Source organism: Rhizobium sp. AP16 (assembly GCF_000281735.1).
Classification (GTDB): Bacteria; Pseudomonadota; Alphaproteobacteria; order Rhizobiales; family Rhizobiaceae; genus Rhizobium; species Rhizobium rhizogenes.
Genome location: NZ_AJVM01000015.1, coordinates 15,724 through 30,615, shown reverse-complemented (window position 1 = coordinate 30,615; position 14,892 = coordinate 15,724). Strand labels below are relative to the sequence as shown.

General features: G+C 60.7%; 18 protein-coding genes. 5 read left to right on the top strand and 13 right to left on the bottom strand.

What is annotated here, in order from left to right; translation table 11 throughout:
* Positions 1-296: 296 nt before the first annotated feature.
* The gene (gene ubiG / locus PMI03_RS08925; RefSeq protein ID WP_007692127.1) at positions 297-1,043 is read left to right on the top strand and encodes a bifunctional 2-polyprenyl-6-hydroxyphenol methylase/3-demethylubiquinol 3-O-methyltransferase UbiG; all 747 of its coding nucleotides are present in this window, start codon (positions 297-299) and stop codon (positions 1,041-1,043) included.
* Between the two features lie 19 nt (positions 1,044-1,062).
* Here ubiG and PMI03_RS08920 read toward each other — a convergent pair whose 3' ends face one another.
* From PMI03_RS08920 to PMI03_RS08900, 5 genes are read right to left on the bottom strand one after another with little or no spacing between them, the layout of a single operon-like run.
* The gene (locus PMI03_RS08920) at positions 1,063-1,647 is read right to left on the bottom strand and encodes a DUF3291 domain-containing protein (protein ID WP_007692125.1); all 585 of its coding nucleotides are present in this window, start codon (positions 1,645-1,647) and stop codon (positions 1,063-1,065) included.
* Positions 1,647-2,075 carry a DUF1178 family protein gene (locus PMI03_RS08915; RefSeq protein WP_007692123.1) on the bottom strand — a complete coding sequence of 143 codons (429 nt, stop codon included), beginning with the start codon at positions 2,073-2,075 and terminating at the stop codon, positions 1,647-1,649. The genes PMI03_RS08920 and PMI03_RS08915 overlap by 1 nt, the downstream gene beginning before the upstream one ends.
* Positions 2,072-2,929, bottom strand: a complete 858-nt coding sequence (locus PMI03_RS08910; protein ID WP_007692122.1) for a carbon-nitrogen hydrolase family protein — start codon at positions 2,927-2,929, stop codon at positions 2,072-2,074. Before PMI03_RS08910 ends, PMI03_RS08915 begins: the two co-directional genes overlap by 4 nt.
* 24 nt (positions 2,930-2,953) lie before the next feature.
* Positions 2,954-3,211 carry a glutaredoxin 3 gene (gene grxC, locus PMI03_RS08905; protein ID WP_007692121.1) on the bottom strand — a complete coding sequence of 86 codons (258 nt, stop codon included), beginning with the start codon at positions 3,209-3,211 and terminating at the stop codon, positions 2,954-2,956.
* A 30-nt stretch (positions 3,212-3,241) separates the two neighbouring features.
* Positions 3,242-4,018, bottom strand: a complete 777-nt coding sequence (locus tag PMI03_RS08900) for a ComF family protein (RefSeq protein WP_007692120.1) — start codon at positions 4,016-4,018, stop codon at positions 3,242-3,244.
* 113 nt (positions 4,019-4,131) lie between these two features.
* Here PMI03_RS08900 and PMI03_RS08895 point away from each other — a divergent pair, with 113 nt between their 5' ends.
* On the top strand, positions 4,132-5,016 hold the full coding sequence (locus tag PMI03_RS08895; protein ID WP_007692119.1) for a class I SAM-dependent methyltransferase: 885 nt from the start codon (positions 4,132-4,134) through the stop codon (positions 5,014-5,016).
* 31 nt (positions 5,017-5,047) lie between these two features.
* On the opposite strand, the gene PMI03_RS08890 is transcribed toward PMI03_RS08895, so the two are convergent.
* Positions 5,048-5,230, bottom strand: a complete 183-nt coding sequence (locus PMI03_RS08890; RefSeq protein WP_007692118.1) for a Flp family type IVb pilin — start codon at positions 5,228-5,230, stop codon at positions 5,048-5,050.
* A 78-nt stretch (positions 5,231-5,308) separates the two neighbouring features.
* Positions 5,309-5,623, bottom strand: coding sequence for a hypothetical protein (locus PMI03_RS08885; RefSeq protein ID WP_007692117.1), 315 nt, complete (start codon positions 5,621-5,623; stop codon positions 5,309-5,311).
* Positions 5,624-6,008: 385 nt separating this feature from the next.
* Here PMI03_RS08885 and PMI03_RS08880 point away from each other — a divergent pair, with 385 nt between their 5' ends.
* Positions 6,009-6,335 carry a hypothetical protein gene (locus tag PMI03_RS08880; protein ID WP_007692116.1) on the top strand — a complete coding sequence of 109 codons (327 nt, stop codon included), beginning with the start codon at positions 6,009-6,011 and terminating at the stop codon, positions 6,333-6,335.
* A gap of 2 nt (positions 6,336-6,337) precedes the next feature.
* Here the strand turns inward: PMI03_RS08880 and mutT are convergent, their stop codons facing one another.
* From mutT to PMI03_RS08860, 4 genes are all read right to left on the bottom strand, one after another.
* A complete protein-coding gene (mutT, locus tag PMI03_RS08875) occupies positions 6,338-6,751 on the bottom strand; it encodes an 8-oxo-dGTP diphosphatase MutT (RefSeq protein ID WP_007692114.1) in 414 nt (137 codons plus the stop codon).
* Positions 6,748-7,557 (bottom strand): GNAT family N-acetyltransferase, encoded by an 810-nt coding sequence (locus PMI03_RS08870; protein WP_034521504.1) that lies wholly within the window; start codon positions 7,555-7,557, stop codon positions 6,748-6,750. Before PMI03_RS08870 ends, mutT begins: the two co-directional genes overlap by 4 nt.
* Complete coding sequence (argJ, locus tag PMI03_RS08865) at positions 7,538-8,779, bottom strand: bifunctional glutamate N-acetyltransferase/amino-acid acetyltransferase ArgJ (protein WP_007692110.1); 1,242 nt, start codon at positions 8,777-8,779, stop codon at positions 7,538-7,540. Before argJ ends, PMI03_RS08870 begins: the two co-directional genes overlap by 20 nt.
* Before the next feature lie 62 nt (positions 8,780-8,841).
* A complete protein-coding gene (locus tag PMI03_RS08860; protein ID WP_007692108.1) occupies positions 8,842-9,744 on the bottom strand; it encodes a peptidylprolyl isomerase in 903 nt (300 codons plus the stop codon).
* A gap of 246 nt (positions 9,745-9,990) precedes the next feature.
* Here PMI03_RS08860 and secA point away from each other — a divergent pair, with 246 nt between their 5' ends.
* The gene (secA, locus tag PMI03_RS08855) at positions 9,991-12,711 is read left to right on the top strand and encodes a preprotein translocase subunit SecA (protein WP_007692107.1); all 2,721 of its coding nucleotides are present in this window, start codon (positions 9,991-9,993) and stop codon (positions 12,709-12,711) included.
* Between the two features lie 115 nt (positions 12,712-12,826).
* On the opposite strand, the gene PMI03_RS08850 is transcribed toward secA, so the two are convergent.
* The gene (locus PMI03_RS08850) at positions 12,827-13,720 is read right to left on the bottom strand and encodes a LysR family transcriptional regulator (protein WP_007692106.1); all 894 of its coding nucleotides are present in this window, start codon (positions 13,718-13,720) and stop codon (positions 12,827-12,829) included.
* Between the two features lie 124 nt (positions 13,721-13,844).
* Here PMI03_RS08850 and PMI03_RS08845 point away from each other — a divergent pair, with 124 nt between their 5' ends.
* Positions 13,845-14,054 carry a 4-oxalocrotonate tautomerase gene (locus PMI03_RS08845; RefSeq protein ID WP_007692105.1) on the top strand — a complete coding sequence of 70 codons (210 nt, stop codon included), beginning with the start codon at positions 13,845-13,847 and terminating at the stop codon, positions 14,052-14,054.
* 152 nt (positions 14,055-14,206) lie between these two features.
* On the opposite strand, the gene PMI03_RS08840 is transcribed toward PMI03_RS08845, so the two are convergent.
* The gene (locus PMI03_RS08840) at positions 14,207-14,836 is read right to left on the bottom strand and encodes a glutathione S-transferase family protein (RefSeq protein ID WP_007692104.1); all 630 of its coding nucleotides are present in this window, start codon (positions 14,834-14,836) and stop codon (positions 14,207-14,209) included.
* Positions 14,837-14,892: the final 56 nt, after the last annotated feature.

The following is a 14,892-nucleotide window of genomic DNA, read 5'->3' as shown; positions in this document are numbered from 1 at the left end:
TTCCGGTGCAATGGCCGGAAAAGCCTAATCTCAATGGGGGCGTCTCTTAGCGAGTTTGGCAGGCGGGTGCAATAGCATGGCGTGGCGGAATAGTTCTCTTTAATACTCCACTTTGAGGCTCGACCATTGCCTGCCGAGGATCGCCCCTTCCTTCTGACGATTTTAGGTATTGGCGAAAGCTGCGACAAGAACGCCGCCGGTCGTAGCGGCTTCAAAGTCGCCCAGCCCTTGACATCAGCTTGCGATCGTCCGACTTCACATCTACCGAAATGCCACCCAGACCAAGGAGCGGAACCATGAGCGAAGCGGCGAAAAGCACGATCGACCAGAGCGAAGTGGATCGCTTTTCCGCAATGGCGGCGGAATGGTGGAGCCCGACCGGCAAGTTCAAGCCGCTGCACAAGTTCAACCCGGTGCGCCTCGCCTATATCCGCGACCATGCCTGCGAGAATTTCGGCCGCGATCCGAAGAGCGCCCGGCCGCTGGAAGGCCTGCGCGTGCTCGATATCGGCTGCGGCGGCGGATTGCTGTCGGAGCCAGTCGCCCGCATGGGTGCCTCGGTCGTCGGCGCCGACCCTTCAGAAAAGAACATCGGCATCGCCTCGACCCATGCCAAAGCCTCCGGCGTTCCCGTCGATTATCGCGCCGTCACCGCCGAGCAGCTGGCCGAGGCCGGCGAGACCTTCGATATCGTGCTCAACATGGAAGTGGTCGAGCATGTCGCCGACGTCGAGTTTTTCCTGACGACCTGCGCCAAGATGGTGCGCCCAGGCGGCCTGATGTACGTCGCCACCATCAACCGCACGATGAAGGCAGCGGCACTCGCCATCTTCGCCGCCGAAAACGTTCTGCGCTGGCTGCCGCGCGGCACGCATCAATATGAAAAGCTCGTCCGTCCGGAAGAGATCGAAAAGCCGCTCGCCGCCGACGGCCTCGAGATCATCGCCCGCACCGGCGTCTTCTATTCGCCGCTGCAGGACCGGTGGAACCTATCGAAGGATATGGATGTGAACTACATGTTGCTGGCGAAGCGGGCGGGCTGAAAGCCATCTTGCTGTTGGATCAAGCTTTCAGCGTCAGCACATGCGTCAATAGATCGCGCTGGCCTATGGCATTCAACACCGCGATCTCTTTGACCTTCTCTCGGTCGATCGTCGCAAGGTTTCCATCGGCATCATAGGGTTGCTTGAAGGTGAAAGCCGCAGCACTCGGCCCTTCATCGTGAAGCCGTTCCAGCCGCTCGGTTCCCTCTTTCCATTCGGGGACAACACCAGCGCCAACCCACCATAGGACCAGTGCCGGCCAGCGTTGCTTCACGTTCCAATGCCGCGCATGCTTCAGGGCATCGGCATGGACGCCGCTATAGGAAAAAGCCATCAGGGATTCGATATCGGTCCATAGCGACAGCGAGGACGGTGCCGTCGCGAAGCCGCTGCCCTCGATGAAGCGTGGAAAGACTTGGCGGCCCCAGCATGCCGGGCCTGGCATGCCGTCATAGCCGGAGCGCCCGACAAAGCCATGAGCACGAGCGGCAGCCTCGAAATTGGCATCCTCCCGCAGACGAAACCCTTCGACCACAGGGCTCTCGTAGGGCGCGACATGCAGCCCGAAATTATACATTGCGAGATGTTTGCCGCTATGCGGCATCAGTTGATATCGTCCGGCAGAACTGGGATCGCCGCGATCTCGATGCCTTCCTCGACCAGCGCCTGCGCCTCGTCCGGCGTCGCCTTGCCGATGATCCCGCGGGCGTCGGCCTCGCCATAGTGGATCTTGCGGGCCTCTTCCGGGAATTTCGCGCCGACATCCTCAGCATTCGCCTTGATGCTGTCGACCGCCTCCTTGAGCTTGATCATCGCCTCCTTGCGGACAGCGTCCATGGCAAGCGTCTGCAACTCGTCCTTCTTGCGCGCGGTCGAAACCGACGGCGCCATCAGGAGTTTGGAGATCGCACCCGAATTGCAGACGGGGCAGGTCAGGAAACCGCTTGCGACCTGGCGGTCGAAATCGGCGCTTTGCGAAAACCAGCCCTCGAACTCATGGGCCTTGTCACATCTCAGCGAATAACGGATCAAGCAGCGACGCCTCCAGCCGCCGGCGTCGCGATCTTCTCCAACGAGAATTCACGCGCATTCTTAAGATTGGGGATCTTGTCATGGGCGGATTTGACCGCCCCAACGTCGATCTCGGCGACGAGGACCGCCTCGCCCGTGCCGCCGGCCGATGCCAGCACCTTGCCCCAGGGATCGATGATCATCGAATGGCCGAAGGTCTCGCGGCCATCCTCGTGAACGCCTGCCTGGGCGGCGGCGATGACGAACATGCCGTTCTCGATCGCCCGCGCCCGGAGCAGAATTTCCCAATGCGCCTCGCCGGTCTGCCGGGTAAAAGCGGCCGGCACCGTCATCACCTGCGCACCTGCAACGGCCTGAGCGCGGAAGAGCTGTGGAAAGCGCACGTCGTAGCAGATGGAGAAGCCGAGCTCGGCGAAAGGCAGCGACACGATGCGCGCCTCGGAGCCGGGACGATAGACCGCGCTTTCGCGCCAGCTCTCGCCATTGTCGAGATCGACGTCGAACATGTGGATCTTGTCATAGCGGCTGATGAGCTTGCCGTCCGGGCCGAAGAGAAAGCCGCGATTGGCGATCTTGCCGTCCTCAAGCGGGATCGCCGTCGAGCCAACATGCACATGGATGCCGAGTTCTTTGGCAAGGTCCGACGCCGTCTTGACGATGATGTCATTGGCTTCGTCGCGCAGCACGGCGCGCAGGCCCGGCCGGTCCTTCTGCACCGCGCCGGTCATTTCCGGCGTCTGCACATAGACGGCACCCTGCGCCGCCGCCTCGCAAACCAGCCGCGCCATATCGGCGGCGTTCTTCATCGGATCGACACCGGAACACATCTGAATGGCGGCGGCTTTGAAGGTCATCATAGTCTCCGAGGGCGATCCGGTTCAGGCGGCCAGCAGCGGATCGAGCTTGCCGGCCCGATCAAGCGCATGGATATCGTCACATCCGCCGACATGCTCGCCGTTGATGAAAATCTGCGGGAAAGTCGAGTGGCCCTTGGCCTTCTCGATCATCTCCTGGCGCAACTCGGGTGAATAGGTGGCGTTGTGTTCAACATAGTCGACGCCCTTGGACTCGAGCAGGGATTTCGCCCGGGCACAGTAGCCGCAGAACTCACGCGTATAGATGACAACGGATGCCATGATCCACTCCGGAAAATTGCAGGTTACCTGTCATATAAGCACGTCGACAGCCCTTGCAAAGGTCAAAACCGTCACATCCGAGGCACCGGCTTTCTTCAGCACCCGTGTTGCCGCAGCCACCGTCGCGCCGGTCGTATAGACGTCGTCGATCAGCACGACGCGGCGGCCAAAAATATCGCTGGCACGCCCCTCTGCGATGGCAAAAGCGCCGCGCACATTGTCCTGTCGCGCCTTCGCACCGAGACCGACCTGCTGGCTCGTCCGCTTGATGCGCTGCAGCGTCGCCGCCAGCAGCGGTTTGCCGGAGAGCCGGGCGAGATGCCGGGCCAGTTCCGCCGCTTGATTGTACTTACGCGAGAACAGCCGCGCCCGATGCAGCGGCACCGGAATGATGGCGTCGCAGGCGGCAACTGCGCCGTCGCTGGCCCGCAGCATCCAGCCCGCCATCATCGGCGCCAGATCCGTGCGGTCGCGATATTTCAGTCCAAGCACGAGATCGCGGACGACGCCATCGTGAATGGCCGCGGAGCGCAGCCGATCGAAGACGGGCGGATCGGCGATCGCCTCGGCGCTCAGGATTCCCGTGCCGAGATCATGGGTGAACGGACTGCCCAGCACCTCGCAATAGGGCCGCTCGATGAAACGGACGCCGGACCAGCAGATCGGGCAGAGGCTGCGATGCGCACCCGTCGAGGCGCCGCAGCCTGGACAGGCTGGCGGATAGACGAGATCGGCGAGCACCAGCCATGGTTTTGCCAGGCCGGCCCACAATCTCGACAGCGTGATTTCATCCCCGATGATGCCCATACGCCCCATAATGCCTATATGATTGACACTAGCTTTTTCTCGCAGGCTTTGCGAAGGGAAAACATGCATGGCCGCAAGGCTGCGCCGATGAGATCAGATTGCAGGAAACCGCCATGGACATCGTGTTCGACCAATCGCTGCTCGCCGCCCGCAGGCACCGGGCGTTGAAACAGGGCGACACGAAAGCCGCCTTCCTGCTGGAGATCGCCGCTCGCGAATTGGCCGAGCGGCTCTCCGTCATCGAGCGGCATTTCGACGAGGCGATCGAGCTGCATGGCGCGACCGGCATTGCGGCACGCGAGGCGCTTGCAACCGGCAAGATCGGCCATATCGGGCGCATCGAAGGCGAGGCCGGCTTTGCCGTCCCCGGCGAGGAGCTGATCAAGGCGCCGCTGGAGGAGCTGCCGCTGGCGGCCGAATCCGTCAATCTGGTGCTGTCGCCGCTCAGCCTGCATGTCACCAACGACACACCCGGCGTCTTCATCCAGGTGCGCCGCGCGCTGAAGGCCGACGGTCTGTTCCTGGCCGCGATCCCCGGCCTGGGCACGCTGCAGGAACTGCGCGACGTGCTGCTTGCTACCGAGATCGAGCTAACCGGTGGCGCCAGCCCGCGCGTCATCCCCTTTGCGGAGGTCCGCGATGTCGGCGGCCTGCTGCAGCGCGCCGGTTTCACCCTGCCGGTGATCGACGCCGAGAGCTATACGGTGCGCTACGACAATCTCTTCGCACTGATGCGCGACCTGCGCGCCATGGGCATGACCAACCCGCTCGCCGACCGCAGCCGCAAGCCGCTGACGCGCGCCTTCTTCCTGCGCGCCGCCGAGCTCTATGCCGAGCGCTATTCCGACCCCGACGGAAGAATAAGGGCGACCTTCACAATTATCTATGCATCCGGCTGGACGCCGCATGAAAGTCAGCAGAAGCCGTTGCGGCCGGGCTCGGCCAAGGCACGGCTCGCCGACGCCCTGAAAGTCGAAGAGCACAAGCTCAAACAATAGATGGATCGGAATCGAACTGGAGCTGAGCGTTTCAGTTCGCCGGCGTTGCCGGGCCGTTCAGCGTGTTGGAGACGAGGTTGAACACGTTTGTCAGGCTGCCGCCGAAAGCGCCAAGACCACTGACGATCGCCACCGACAAGAGGGCCGCGATCAGGCCATATTCGATGACCGTGGCACCGGTCTTGTCATTAAAAAAACGCCGAACGGAACGCATACGCTTCAAGCTCCTAGCTTTTGAAAACGAGCGAATCCGGCGCGTTCATGCACCCGATAGGCTTAACCTCTATAGCAGTCAGCAGCCGCCATCGGCACCATAGCCTTGGACGATGCAGACCGAACCGGGTTCCTGTTGCAGGACGCTGCGGCGGATAGTGTAACGCTTGCCGTCTTCCGTTCGCTGAATGGAGCCGGTGGTCATCGTATCGAGATCCGGCGCGCTGGCAAGCACGTTGGACTTGGATTTGTCGGACAGCATTGGCGTCAGGATAAGCGAAAGCGCGACCGCCGCCGTTCCAAACAGCAAAGCGATATTCAACGCGCCCGTCTTGCGCGACGTGGAATAGGACTGTTCTTTTTCCTGAACAGCTTTCCAGAAATCGTCGTCCATGATGTCAAGCCTTCTTTAACGCAAACAACAACTGCTTGATCGCGACCATTGAATGCCAGAAGGTCATAAACGATCCCTTAATATCCACAGGTGAATTAGAAGCATGTCGAATCGTGGGACAGGGCCTGATTCGAGCTAGAAGACTGATATCAAACGGCTAATTTCCGTTAACCATACCTGGCGAGTGCCATCTTTAAACGCACCAAATCGGATGTCGTAAACTCGCTAAACGATCCGCCCGACCATGGGGCATCCAATCTTCCCGGCGGCCACACCTAAAAGCGGCATAAAAAATTAAATACACTAAAAAAATGCAACCGCGATCATCGAGCTTGATACGATGTAAAAAATGAATACACTTACCGTAAGTTGTGGAGACTAATATATGGTAAGTTTACTGAAAGCCATCGGCGGCCTGGTTATCGCGCTCGCAATCATAGCCGCTATCGTGATGCTCCTCGCTGGAGGTATCGAAGGCTTTATCGCAGGGTTGACCGACGCCATCTCAGCCGCTTTCGGTGGCATTTTCATCATCGCTTTCGCATTGATGCTCGAGCATCTGCAAACGATCAGCCAGCATTCGGCACAACAGACCGAGCTGCTTGCGCAGCTCGTGCGCAAACCCTCAGCTGCGGATCCTTCTCATAAGGCTTCGGGACGGAACAGCCTCGATCAGCTCGCCGGGTCGAATTTCCGCTTTAAAGAAATCTGACTCTAGAGCAGATCCTGCAGGAACGGGATCAGCGGCTCGTCGGCCGGCGGCATCGGATAGCCGCGCAGGGCCAGCGGCCGCACCCATTTGATCGCCTGGCCTTCGCGGCCATGCGGAATGCCCTCGTAACGCCGGCATATGTAAAGCGGCATCAGCAGGTGGAAGGTCTCGTAGGTATGGCTGGCAAAGGTCAGCGGCGCGAGGCAGGCGATCTTCGTCTGGATGCCGAGCTCTTCCTCAAGCTCGCGCACCAGCGTCTCCTCCGGCGTCTCGCCGGGCTCCACCTTGCCGCCGGGAAACTCCCAGAGGCCGGCCAGCGATTTTCCTTCCGGCCGTTGCGCCAGAAGAATACGGCCATCGGTGTCGATCAGCGCGCAGGCGGCGACGAGAATGATCTTGCGGCCTGCGTCGCTCATGCTTCCCCCGGGGACCGCCAGTAACAATAACGATAGGCTTCGCGGAAACCGAAACGGGCATAAAGCGCCAGCGCCGGATCGTTAGTTGCTCCGACCTGAAGCCAGGCGGTGCGGGCACTGCGCATGCGCGCCCAGCGCAGCGCCGACGTCAGGATTTCGACACCCAATCCCTTGCGCCGATGTTCGGCCGAAACCGACACCGACAGGATACCGGCAAGATCGTTGTCCTGCACGCAAAGCGTCGTCGCCACCGGCCCGGCATCGTCATTCTCGATGACGAAAAGACCCGATGGCGGCTTGATGCCGCTCACCACTTCCGCCAGGGCAGGCTTGAGCGCAGGATCGGCGCGATCGACCAGCAGGCTGGCGTCGACATAGCGGCCGACATCATGGCTCGGCAGATGGTCCAGCGCATCCGGCAATTCGAGATCAACGAGATCGGCGATCATGACGATGGTCTCGTCGAACCGTATCCAGCCCTTGCTCTGCAACAGCTCGATCAGCATCGGCGAGGCCAGCGGCGTTTCGCGCACGACCATCAGCCGGCCATAGGCTTCGAACTTGCGCTGCGCCTTCGTCAGCCGGATCTCCAGATCGCGATGATCGGAAGGATCGAGCGGCACGACGCAATTCAGCCGCTTCGACGGATGGCCCGCCGTCAGCCGCACCTGCCAGCTACCGTCATACTGCACGGACGAAGCAGGCCAGGCCCGGAAGCCAACAGCTTCGAGCCTGCGCACCAAAGGCAGTTTGTTCATCGTGGACAGCGCATGCATCAGTTCAATATCAGCTCCGGTAGTCGCCATTGATGGCAACATATTCCTTGGTGAGGTCGCAGGTCCAGACCGTTGCCCGGCCATTGCCTATACCAAGGTCGACTTTCACGGGAATATCCTGCTGCTTCATTACGTTGGAAGCGGCTTCCTCGGAATAGGTAGCATCGCGTTCGCCGTTGACGGCGACGCGGACATCGCCGAACCAGATGGCAAGCTTGTCGCGGTCGGCCAGTTCGCCGGCCTTGCCGACAGCCATGACGACGCGGCCCCAATTGGCGTCCTCGCCGGCGGCCGCGGTCTTGACCAGCGGAGAATTGGCGATCGATAGCGCGATACGCTTGGCACTAGCATCACTCTCGGCGCCGGTGACCGTGATCTCCAGCATCTTGGTGGCGCCCTCACCGTCGCGGACGACCTGGATGGCGAGATCCTTGAGGAGCTCGTTCAGCGCTGCGCGGAAGCCAGCAAGCTTCGGATCATCAGCGCGCTCGATATGTGCCTGGCCATCGGCAGCCGCAGCACCGGTGGCAAACAACATCAGCGTGTCCGAGGTCGACGTGTCGCTGTCGATCGTCATCGAATTGAAGCTCGGGCCGACGCCGTCAGAGAGCAGAGCCTGCAGGGCGGAAGCGGAAATATCGGCATCGGTGACGACGAAGGACAGCATTGTCGCCATGTCGGGCGCGATCATGCCGGCGCCCTTGGCGATGCCATTGATGGTGACCTTGACGCCGCCGATCTCGGCGCTGCGGGTGGCAACCTTCGGATAGGTATCCGTGGTCATGATCGCCTTGGCGGCCTCGAACCAGAAATCGTTCGTGGCATCCTTCGCCATGGTGCCGAGCACGCCGGCGAACTTGGTCGCGTCGAGCGGCTCGCCGATGACGCCGGTCGAGGCGAGGTAAACTTCGTTCTCACCGCAGCCGACTGCAGCGGCAGCCGACTTGGCGGTCAGCTCGGTCGCCTGGCGACCCTTGAGGCCGGTAAAGGCATTGGCATTGCCGGAATTGACGACGACGGCGCGGGCGATGCCATGCGAAAGGTTCGACCGGCAGAAATCGACCGGAGCCGAGGGGCACTTCGAGCGGGTGAAGACACCGGCGACGGCGGCCGGCTTATCGAACACCATGAGCAGGACATCGGTCCGGTTCTTGTACTTGATCCCGGCAGACGCCGTGATCATGCGTACGCCGCGCAAAGCCGGCATGGCAACGAAGGATTTGGGAGCAAGCGGAGAGACGGAACCGGACATGAGGCCACCTGATAATGAAGGGCCCGGAAAAACCGGGCCCAGATGGTTGTGACTGCGACTGCTTACTGCTGCGGCTGGGCGTCAGGCGCAATGGCGTCGTCCGCCGGTGCTGCATCCTGCTGCTTCTGCGCATCTTCATAGGCCTTGCTGAGCGCCGGATCGCTGATCGCGACCTTGGTGTTCTGCTTGGCCTTGTTCAGGAGTTCAAGATACTTGTCGCGCATGACGAGCTGACGAACCTGGTCCTTGACCTGGTCGAACGGCGGTGGCGGAGCAACGCGCTTGTCTTCGACCTTGATGACGTGCCAGCCGAAATCGCTCTTGACCGGGGTCTTTGTGTAAGTGCCGACTGGCAGCGCGAAGGCTGCGTCTTCGAATTCCTTGACCATGCGGCCATGGGCGAAATAGCCCAGATCGCCACCGTCGGCCTTGTTCGGGTCGGTGGACTTTTCCTTGGCGAGCGTGGCGAAATCCTTGCCGGCGTCGAGTTCCTTGATGATTGCCTTGGCTTCGTCCTCGGTCTTCACCAGGATATGGCGGGCATGGACTTCTTCCTGCTTCGGCAGGGCAGCGACTTCCTTGTCGTAGCGAGCCTTGACTTCATCGTCGGTGATGCCGTCGGCGACATGGGCCTTGAAATAGGCATTGTGCAGTTCGCGGTCGCGCAGATAGGCCATATGCGACTGGAAGTCCGGCGTCTGGTCGAGCTTTTCGGCAGCGGCGTCCTTGGCGAGCAGCTTCACGTCGATCGAAGCCGAAAGGGCGGCGACCTTTTTCTGGTCGTCAGGAAGCTGGCCGAGCTGCGGGTCGAGGTTGGCGATCGCGAGATCGAGTTCGGACTGATGGATTTCGACATCGCCGACCTTGGCGACAACCGGATCCTTCGCATCATCGGCAAAAACCGGCGCATGCAAGGTAACAAATGTTGCGAAAGCAACCGCGGCAAGTTTATTGTAGTTCAACATAAAATAACCTTTCGGTGGTCTCGACCGGCTCGAAGCTGTGAATCCGGCAGGAAAAAAGCCTTCAGCAGGAGAATGTGGCCTTTCTGTATCGGCCAATTCCCGTTGACATCAATCGACCCCCCTCTTATCTGTCACGCAACCTCGCGTCCAGAACAGTTTCCGGGCGTTTTGTGCTGAACTCCCGTTTTTTTCGGAGATGGATGAAGCAGAAAACGACAGGATGAAATCTCAGAAAGGACCAGTCACATGGTCAGCCTAGGTGGAATTGCCCGCAAGTTGTTTGGCTCGTCCAACGACCGCCGGGTCAAGTCGTTCCAACCGAATGTCGTTGCGATCAACGCGCTCGAAGAGCAGATGCGTGCCTTGTCTGACGAAGCCCTGGCCGCCAAGACGGTTGAGTTCCGCCAGCAGCTCGCGGACGGCAAGACGCTCGACGACATCCTCGTTCCGGCCTTCGCCGTGGCGCGCGAAGCCTCGCGGCGCGTCCTCGGCATGCGACCTTTTGACGTACAGCTCATCGGCGGCATGATCCTGCATTCCAACGCCATCGCCGAGATGAAGACCGGTGAAGGCAAGACGCTGGTCGGAACCCTGCCGGTCTATCTGAACGCGCTTGCCGGCAAGGGTGTGCATGTCGTCACGGTCAACGATTACCTGGCGCAGCGCGACAGCGCCACCATGGGCCGCCTCTATGGCTTCCTTGGCATGCGTACCGGCGTCATCGTCCACGGTCTGTCTGATGACGAGCGCCGCGACGCCTATGCCTGCGACATCACCTACGCCACCAACAACGAACTCGGCTTCGACTACCTGCGCGACAACATGAAGTACGACCGCGGCCAGATGGTGCAGCGCGGTCACAATTTCGCGATCGTCGACGAAGTGGACTCGATCCTGGTCGACGAAGCGCGCACGCCGCTGATCATCTCCGGCCCGCTCGACGACCGCTCCGATCTCTACATCACCATCGACGCCTTCATTCCGCGCCTGTCGAAGGAAGACTACGAGATCGACGAAAAACAGCGCTCGGCCAACTTCTCCGAAGACGGCACCGAGAAGCTGGAAACCATGCTGCGCGAGGCAGGCCTCTTGAAGGGTGAATCGCTCTACGACGTCGAAAACGTCGCGATCGTCCACCACATCAATAATGCGCTCAAGGCCCACAAGCTGTTCCAGCGCGACAAGGACTATATCGTCCGCAACGACGAGGTCGTCATCATCGACGAATTCACCGGCCGCATGATGCCGGGCCGCCGCTATTCGGACGGCCAGCACCAGGCGCTGGAAGCCAAGGAACGGGTACAGATCCAGCCGGAAAACCAGACGCTGGCGCAGATCACCTTCCAGAACTACTTCCGCATGTACGACAAGCTTGCCGGCATGACCGGCACGGCATCGACGGAAGCCGAAGAATTCGGCAACATCTACGGCCTCGACGTCATCGAGGTGCCGACCAACCTGCCGATCCAGCGTATCGACGAGGACGACGAGGTCTATCGTACGCATGAAGAGAAGTTCAAGGCGATCATCGCCGAGATCCTGGAGGCGCATAAGCGCGACCAGCCGGTGCTCGTCGGTACCACCTCGATCGAAAAGTCGGAACTTCTCGCTGAGCTGATGCGCAAGCAGGGCTTCACCAACTTCCAGGTCCTGAACGCCCGCTACCATGAGCAGGAAGCCTATATCGTCGCCCAGGCCGGTGTTCCCGGCGCCGTGACGATCGCCACCAACATGGCCGGCCGCGGCACCGACATCCAGCTCGGCGGCAACCTCGAAATGCGCGTCGAACGCGACCTGCATGAGGTGGAGCCTGGCCCTGAGCGCGACGCAGCGATCGCCAGGATCGCCGAGGAAATCCAAGTGCTCAAGCAGCGGTCGATCGCTGCCGGCGGTCTCTACGTCATCGCCAGCGAACGCCATGAAAGCCGCCGCATCGACAACCAGCTGCGCGGTCGTTCCGGCCGTCAGGGCGACCCCGGCCGCTCGAAATTCTACCTGTCGCTCCAGGACGATCTGATGCGTATCTTCGGCTCCGACCGCATGGACGGAATGCTGCAGAAGCTGGGCCTCAAGGAAGGCGAAGCCATCGTCCATCCCTGGATCAACAAAGCCCTGGAACGCGCCCAGAAAAAGGTCGAAGCTCGCAACTTCGACATCCGCAAGAACGTTCTGAAGTATGACGACGTGCTGAACGATCAGCGCAAGGTCATCTTCGAGCAGCGCGTCGAGCTGATGGATGCGACCGATCTCACCGAGACCGTCGGCGACATGCGTCACGACGTCATCGAGGATCTGGTTTCCAAGCACATTCCCGAACGCGCCTATGCCGAGCAGTGGGATGCCGACGGCCTGAAGACCGCCGTTGCCAATTTCTTCGACCTGGACCTGCCGATTCACGATTGGGTCAAGGAAGAAGGCATTGCCGAGGACGACATCCGCGCTCGCCTGACGGAAGTTGCAGAAAAGGCCGCCGCCGAAAAGGCCGAGCGCTTCGGCCCCGAGATCATGACCTATGTCGAGCGCTCCATCGTGTTGCAGACGCTGGACAATCTCTGGCGCGAGCACATCGTCAACCTCGATCACCTGCGCTCCGTCATCGGCTTCCGTGGCTACGCTCAGCGCGACCCGTTGCAGGAATACAAGGCCGAAGCCTTCGAGCTTTTCCAGGCCCTGTTGAACAACCTGCGCCAGGCCGTCACCGCGCAGCTTTCGCGTGTCGAGCTGGTGCAGCAGCCGGCCGAGCCGCAGCCCCCCGCGATGCACGGAAGCCATATCGACGCCACCACCGGCCAAGACGAATTCGCGCCGCTCGGCATGATCAACGAGACCGTGGTCTCTCCGGAAAACCGCGACCCGCAAAACCCGACGACCTGGGGCCGCATCGGCCGCAACGAGGCCTGCCCCTGCGGCTCCGGCAAGAAGTACAAGCATTGCCACGGAGCATTCGAGAACAACGAAGTGGTTTGAGGCTTCGCAATCTCTCAGCAACAATCAAAATGCCGCCTTCAGGGCGGCATTTTTTGTGCGCAATGCAGACTGGCGTTGTTCGCCCGAAACTCCCGAGCGACATGCAGCGGGATCGCTATTCATCAGATGCGCCAAAGCGTTTCAGCAGGAAATCGATCATGCTGCGCAGTTTCGCGGTAGGCCGACGATCCACGGTATATAGCAGGTACATCGGCGAGGCGACGGGCGTCCATTCGGGCAGAACCTGCACAAGGCGGCCCCGGGCGAGATCATCAGCAAGCATGACTTCCGGCTGAAGAACAATACCCGCGCCATTCAAGGCTGCCACGCGCAGCGCATCACCATTGTCGGCGGACAATCGCCCGCTCACGTCCGACCGCCACTCGCCATCCGGGCCGAACAAGTACCACTGGTCCCGGCGGCGCCAATAGGAGAGGCCGAGACAGTCATGCGCGGAGAGATCCTTGGGATGTACCGGCGTACCCCGCCGCTCCAGATAGGACGCGGAGGCGGCCATTATTCTTCGATATGGCTGGAGAGGACGTGCCACCAGATCAACCTCTGTGACACTGCCTATCCTGATTGCAAGTTCACACCCTTCCCGCGACAGGTCCGGCACCCCGTTGTCCAGCATGACGTCGACGCTCACGGCTGGGTATATGGCGAGATAGTCGGACAGTGCCGGCATCAGGCGATGACTTCCGAACGTGACGGGGGAGGCGATACGCAGGAGACCGCGAGGCTCGGCTTGCAATTCGCTCGCGCTTGCATCAGCCAGCTGCACGTCGGCCAACACTTGCTTGCAGCGCTCGTAATACAGCCGACCGATTTCGCTTAGCTGCTGCCGCCGGGTGGTCCGGTGCAGCAGGCGAGCTCCCAAGCTTGCCTCTATTGCCCGAATTTGCTTGCCCGCCATGGTCGGCGACACTCCGGCAGCGTCGGCCGCGGCGCTAAAGCTGCCGTGCTCGACCACCCGCACGAACATGGCCATGCCGGATAATTTATCCATATTATAAACCCAGAGGTTCTAAATGAATAAACATAGAGCACGTTTATCGCAGGCAAGCCAGCGGTCATAGTTCCCTTGCCTCAGCCATCTCAATGCGAGAAGGCAGTGAAACAGGAGCTCTCCAATGCCAACAATTCACCTCGAAATGCATCCCGGCCGAACGCTCGAGCAAAAGCGTGATTTCGTCCGCAAAGTCACTCAGATTACCGCTGAAACGCTTGCCTGCCCGACGGACAGTGTGGATGTGCTGATCAGCGAGATTTCTCGCGAACACTGGGCCAAGGGCGGCCAGCTCGTATCGGACAAGGTTGCGCCCCAGAAAACCGCACAATGACGCGATGTCCGCAGCACCAACTGCAGCGACATTGCCATCTATCGATCGATAAAATGCCGCCTCCGGGCGGCATTTTGCCTATGCAACGATCGGAGAATGACCCAATCTAGCGGCTTCGACGTGGTGCCGGTTCGCAAGCAAACCCAGCGTACTCAGACAGCGGAATGCGGATCGTCGCTATATGGATAGATTGGATAGCCGGAACCGATGATCCCCCGCACGCGATCAAACCAGCCGGTAAGCGCCGGATAATCGGTGAGAGTGAAGCCGCAATCCTCTGCTCGGTGGCCATAGGCGTAGACCGCAATATCCGCGATCGTAAACTCATTGCCGACAAGAAACGGCGTATCTGCAAGGCCACGCTCCAGCGCGGCGAGAGCACGGGCTCCGGCTGCGCGTTTGGCGGCGACCATGGCCTGATTTAGCTCGAGCCGTCCCGTCAACGTCCAGAAGCGCAGCGTACCGATGACCGGCTCGACATGATATTGCTCGAAGAACAGCCACTGCATGACCTTGGCGCGTTGATAGCGCTCCGCCGGGAAAAATGGCGTGCCTTCGGCGAGATAGGCAAGGATCGCGTTTGATTCAGCGATCGGCCGCCCATCCTCCAGTTCAAGAACGGGAATGCCGCCTGCCGGGTTAAGATCGAGAAAGGCATCCGTCCGACCCTCACCCTCGAAAATCGACACCAAGCGGCTCTGGTATGGAATGTTCAGCAGCCCAAACAGGACCCTGGCCTTCCAGCCGTTCTGTGACGGCAGATAATCGTAAAGCGTGAGCATGTGGATCCTCCACTGGTGATCCATGGACTCTGTGCGCTGCGCCCACCACGGACCAC

Excerpts from the sequence above, each read along its gene's own strand:
- ubiG (WP_007692127.1), top strand. The coding sequence starts at position 297 with ATGAGCGAAGCGGCGAAAAGCACGATCGACCAGAGCGAAGTGGATCGC.
- PMI03_RS08920 (WP_007692125.1), bottom strand. The coding sequence starts at position 1,647 with ATGCCGCATAGCGGCAAACATCTCGCAATGTATAATTTCGGGCTGCAT.
- PMI03_RS08910 (WP_007692122.1), bottom strand. The coding sequence starts at position 2,929 with ATGACCTTCAAAGCCGCCGCCATTCAGATGTGTTCCGGTGTCGATCCG.
- grxC (WP_007692121.1), bottom strand. The coding sequence starts at position 3,211 with ATGGCATCCGTTGTCATCTATACGCGTGAGTTCTGCGGCTACTGTGCC.
- PMI03_RS08900 (WP_007692120.1), bottom strand. The coding sequence starts at position 4,018 with ATGGGCATCATCGGGGATGAAATCACGCTGTCGAGATTGTGGGCCGGC.
- PMI03_RS08895 (WP_007692119.1), top strand. The coding sequence starts at position 4,132 with ATGGACATCGTGTTCGACCAATCGCTGCTCGCCGCCCGCAGGCACCGG.
- PMI03_RS08890 (WP_007692118.1), bottom strand. The coding sequence starts at position 5,230 with ATGCGTTCCGTTCGGCGTTTTTTTAATGACAAGACCGGTGCCACGGTC.
- PMI03_RS08885 (WP_007692117.1), bottom strand. The coding sequence starts at position 5,623 with ATGGACGACGATTTCTGGAAAGCTGTTCAGGAAAAAGAACAGTCCTAT.
- PMI03_RS08880 (WP_007692116.1), top strand. The coding sequence starts at position 6,009 with ATGGTAAGTTTACTGAAAGCCATCGGCGGCCTGGTTATCGCGCTCGCA.
- mutT (WP_007692114.1), bottom strand. The coding sequence starts at position 6,751 with ATGAGCGACGCAGGCCGCAAGATCATTCTCGTCGCCGCCTGCGCGCTG.
- PMI03_RS08870 (WP_034521504.1), bottom strand. The coding sequence starts at position 7,557 with ATGGCGACTACCGGAGCTGATATTGAACTGATGCATGCGCTGTCCACG.
- argJ (WP_007692110.1), bottom strand. The coding sequence starts at position 8,779 with ATGTCCGGTTCCGTCTCTCCGCTTGCTCCCAAATCCTTCGTTGCCATG.
- PMI03_RS08860 (WP_007692108.1), bottom strand. The coding sequence starts at position 9,744 with ATGTTGAACTACAATAAACTTGCCGCGGTTGCTTTCGCAACATTTGTT.
- secA (WP_007692107.1), top strand. The coding sequence starts at position 9,991 with ATGGTCAGCCTAGGTGGAATTGCCCGCAAGTTGTTTGGCTCGTCCAAC.
- PMI03_RS08850 (WP_007692106.1), bottom strand. The coding sequence starts at position 13,720 with ATGGATAAATTATCCGGCATGGCCATGTTCGTGCGGGTGGTCGAGCAC.
- PMI03_RS08845 (WP_007692105.1), top strand. The coding sequence starts at position 13,845 with ATGCCAACAATTCACCTCGAAATGCATCCCGGCCGAACGCTCGAGCAA.
- PMI03_RS08840 (WP_007692104.1), bottom strand. The coding sequence starts at position 14,836 with ATGCTCACGCTTTACGATTATCTGCCGTCACAGAACGGCTGGAAGGCC.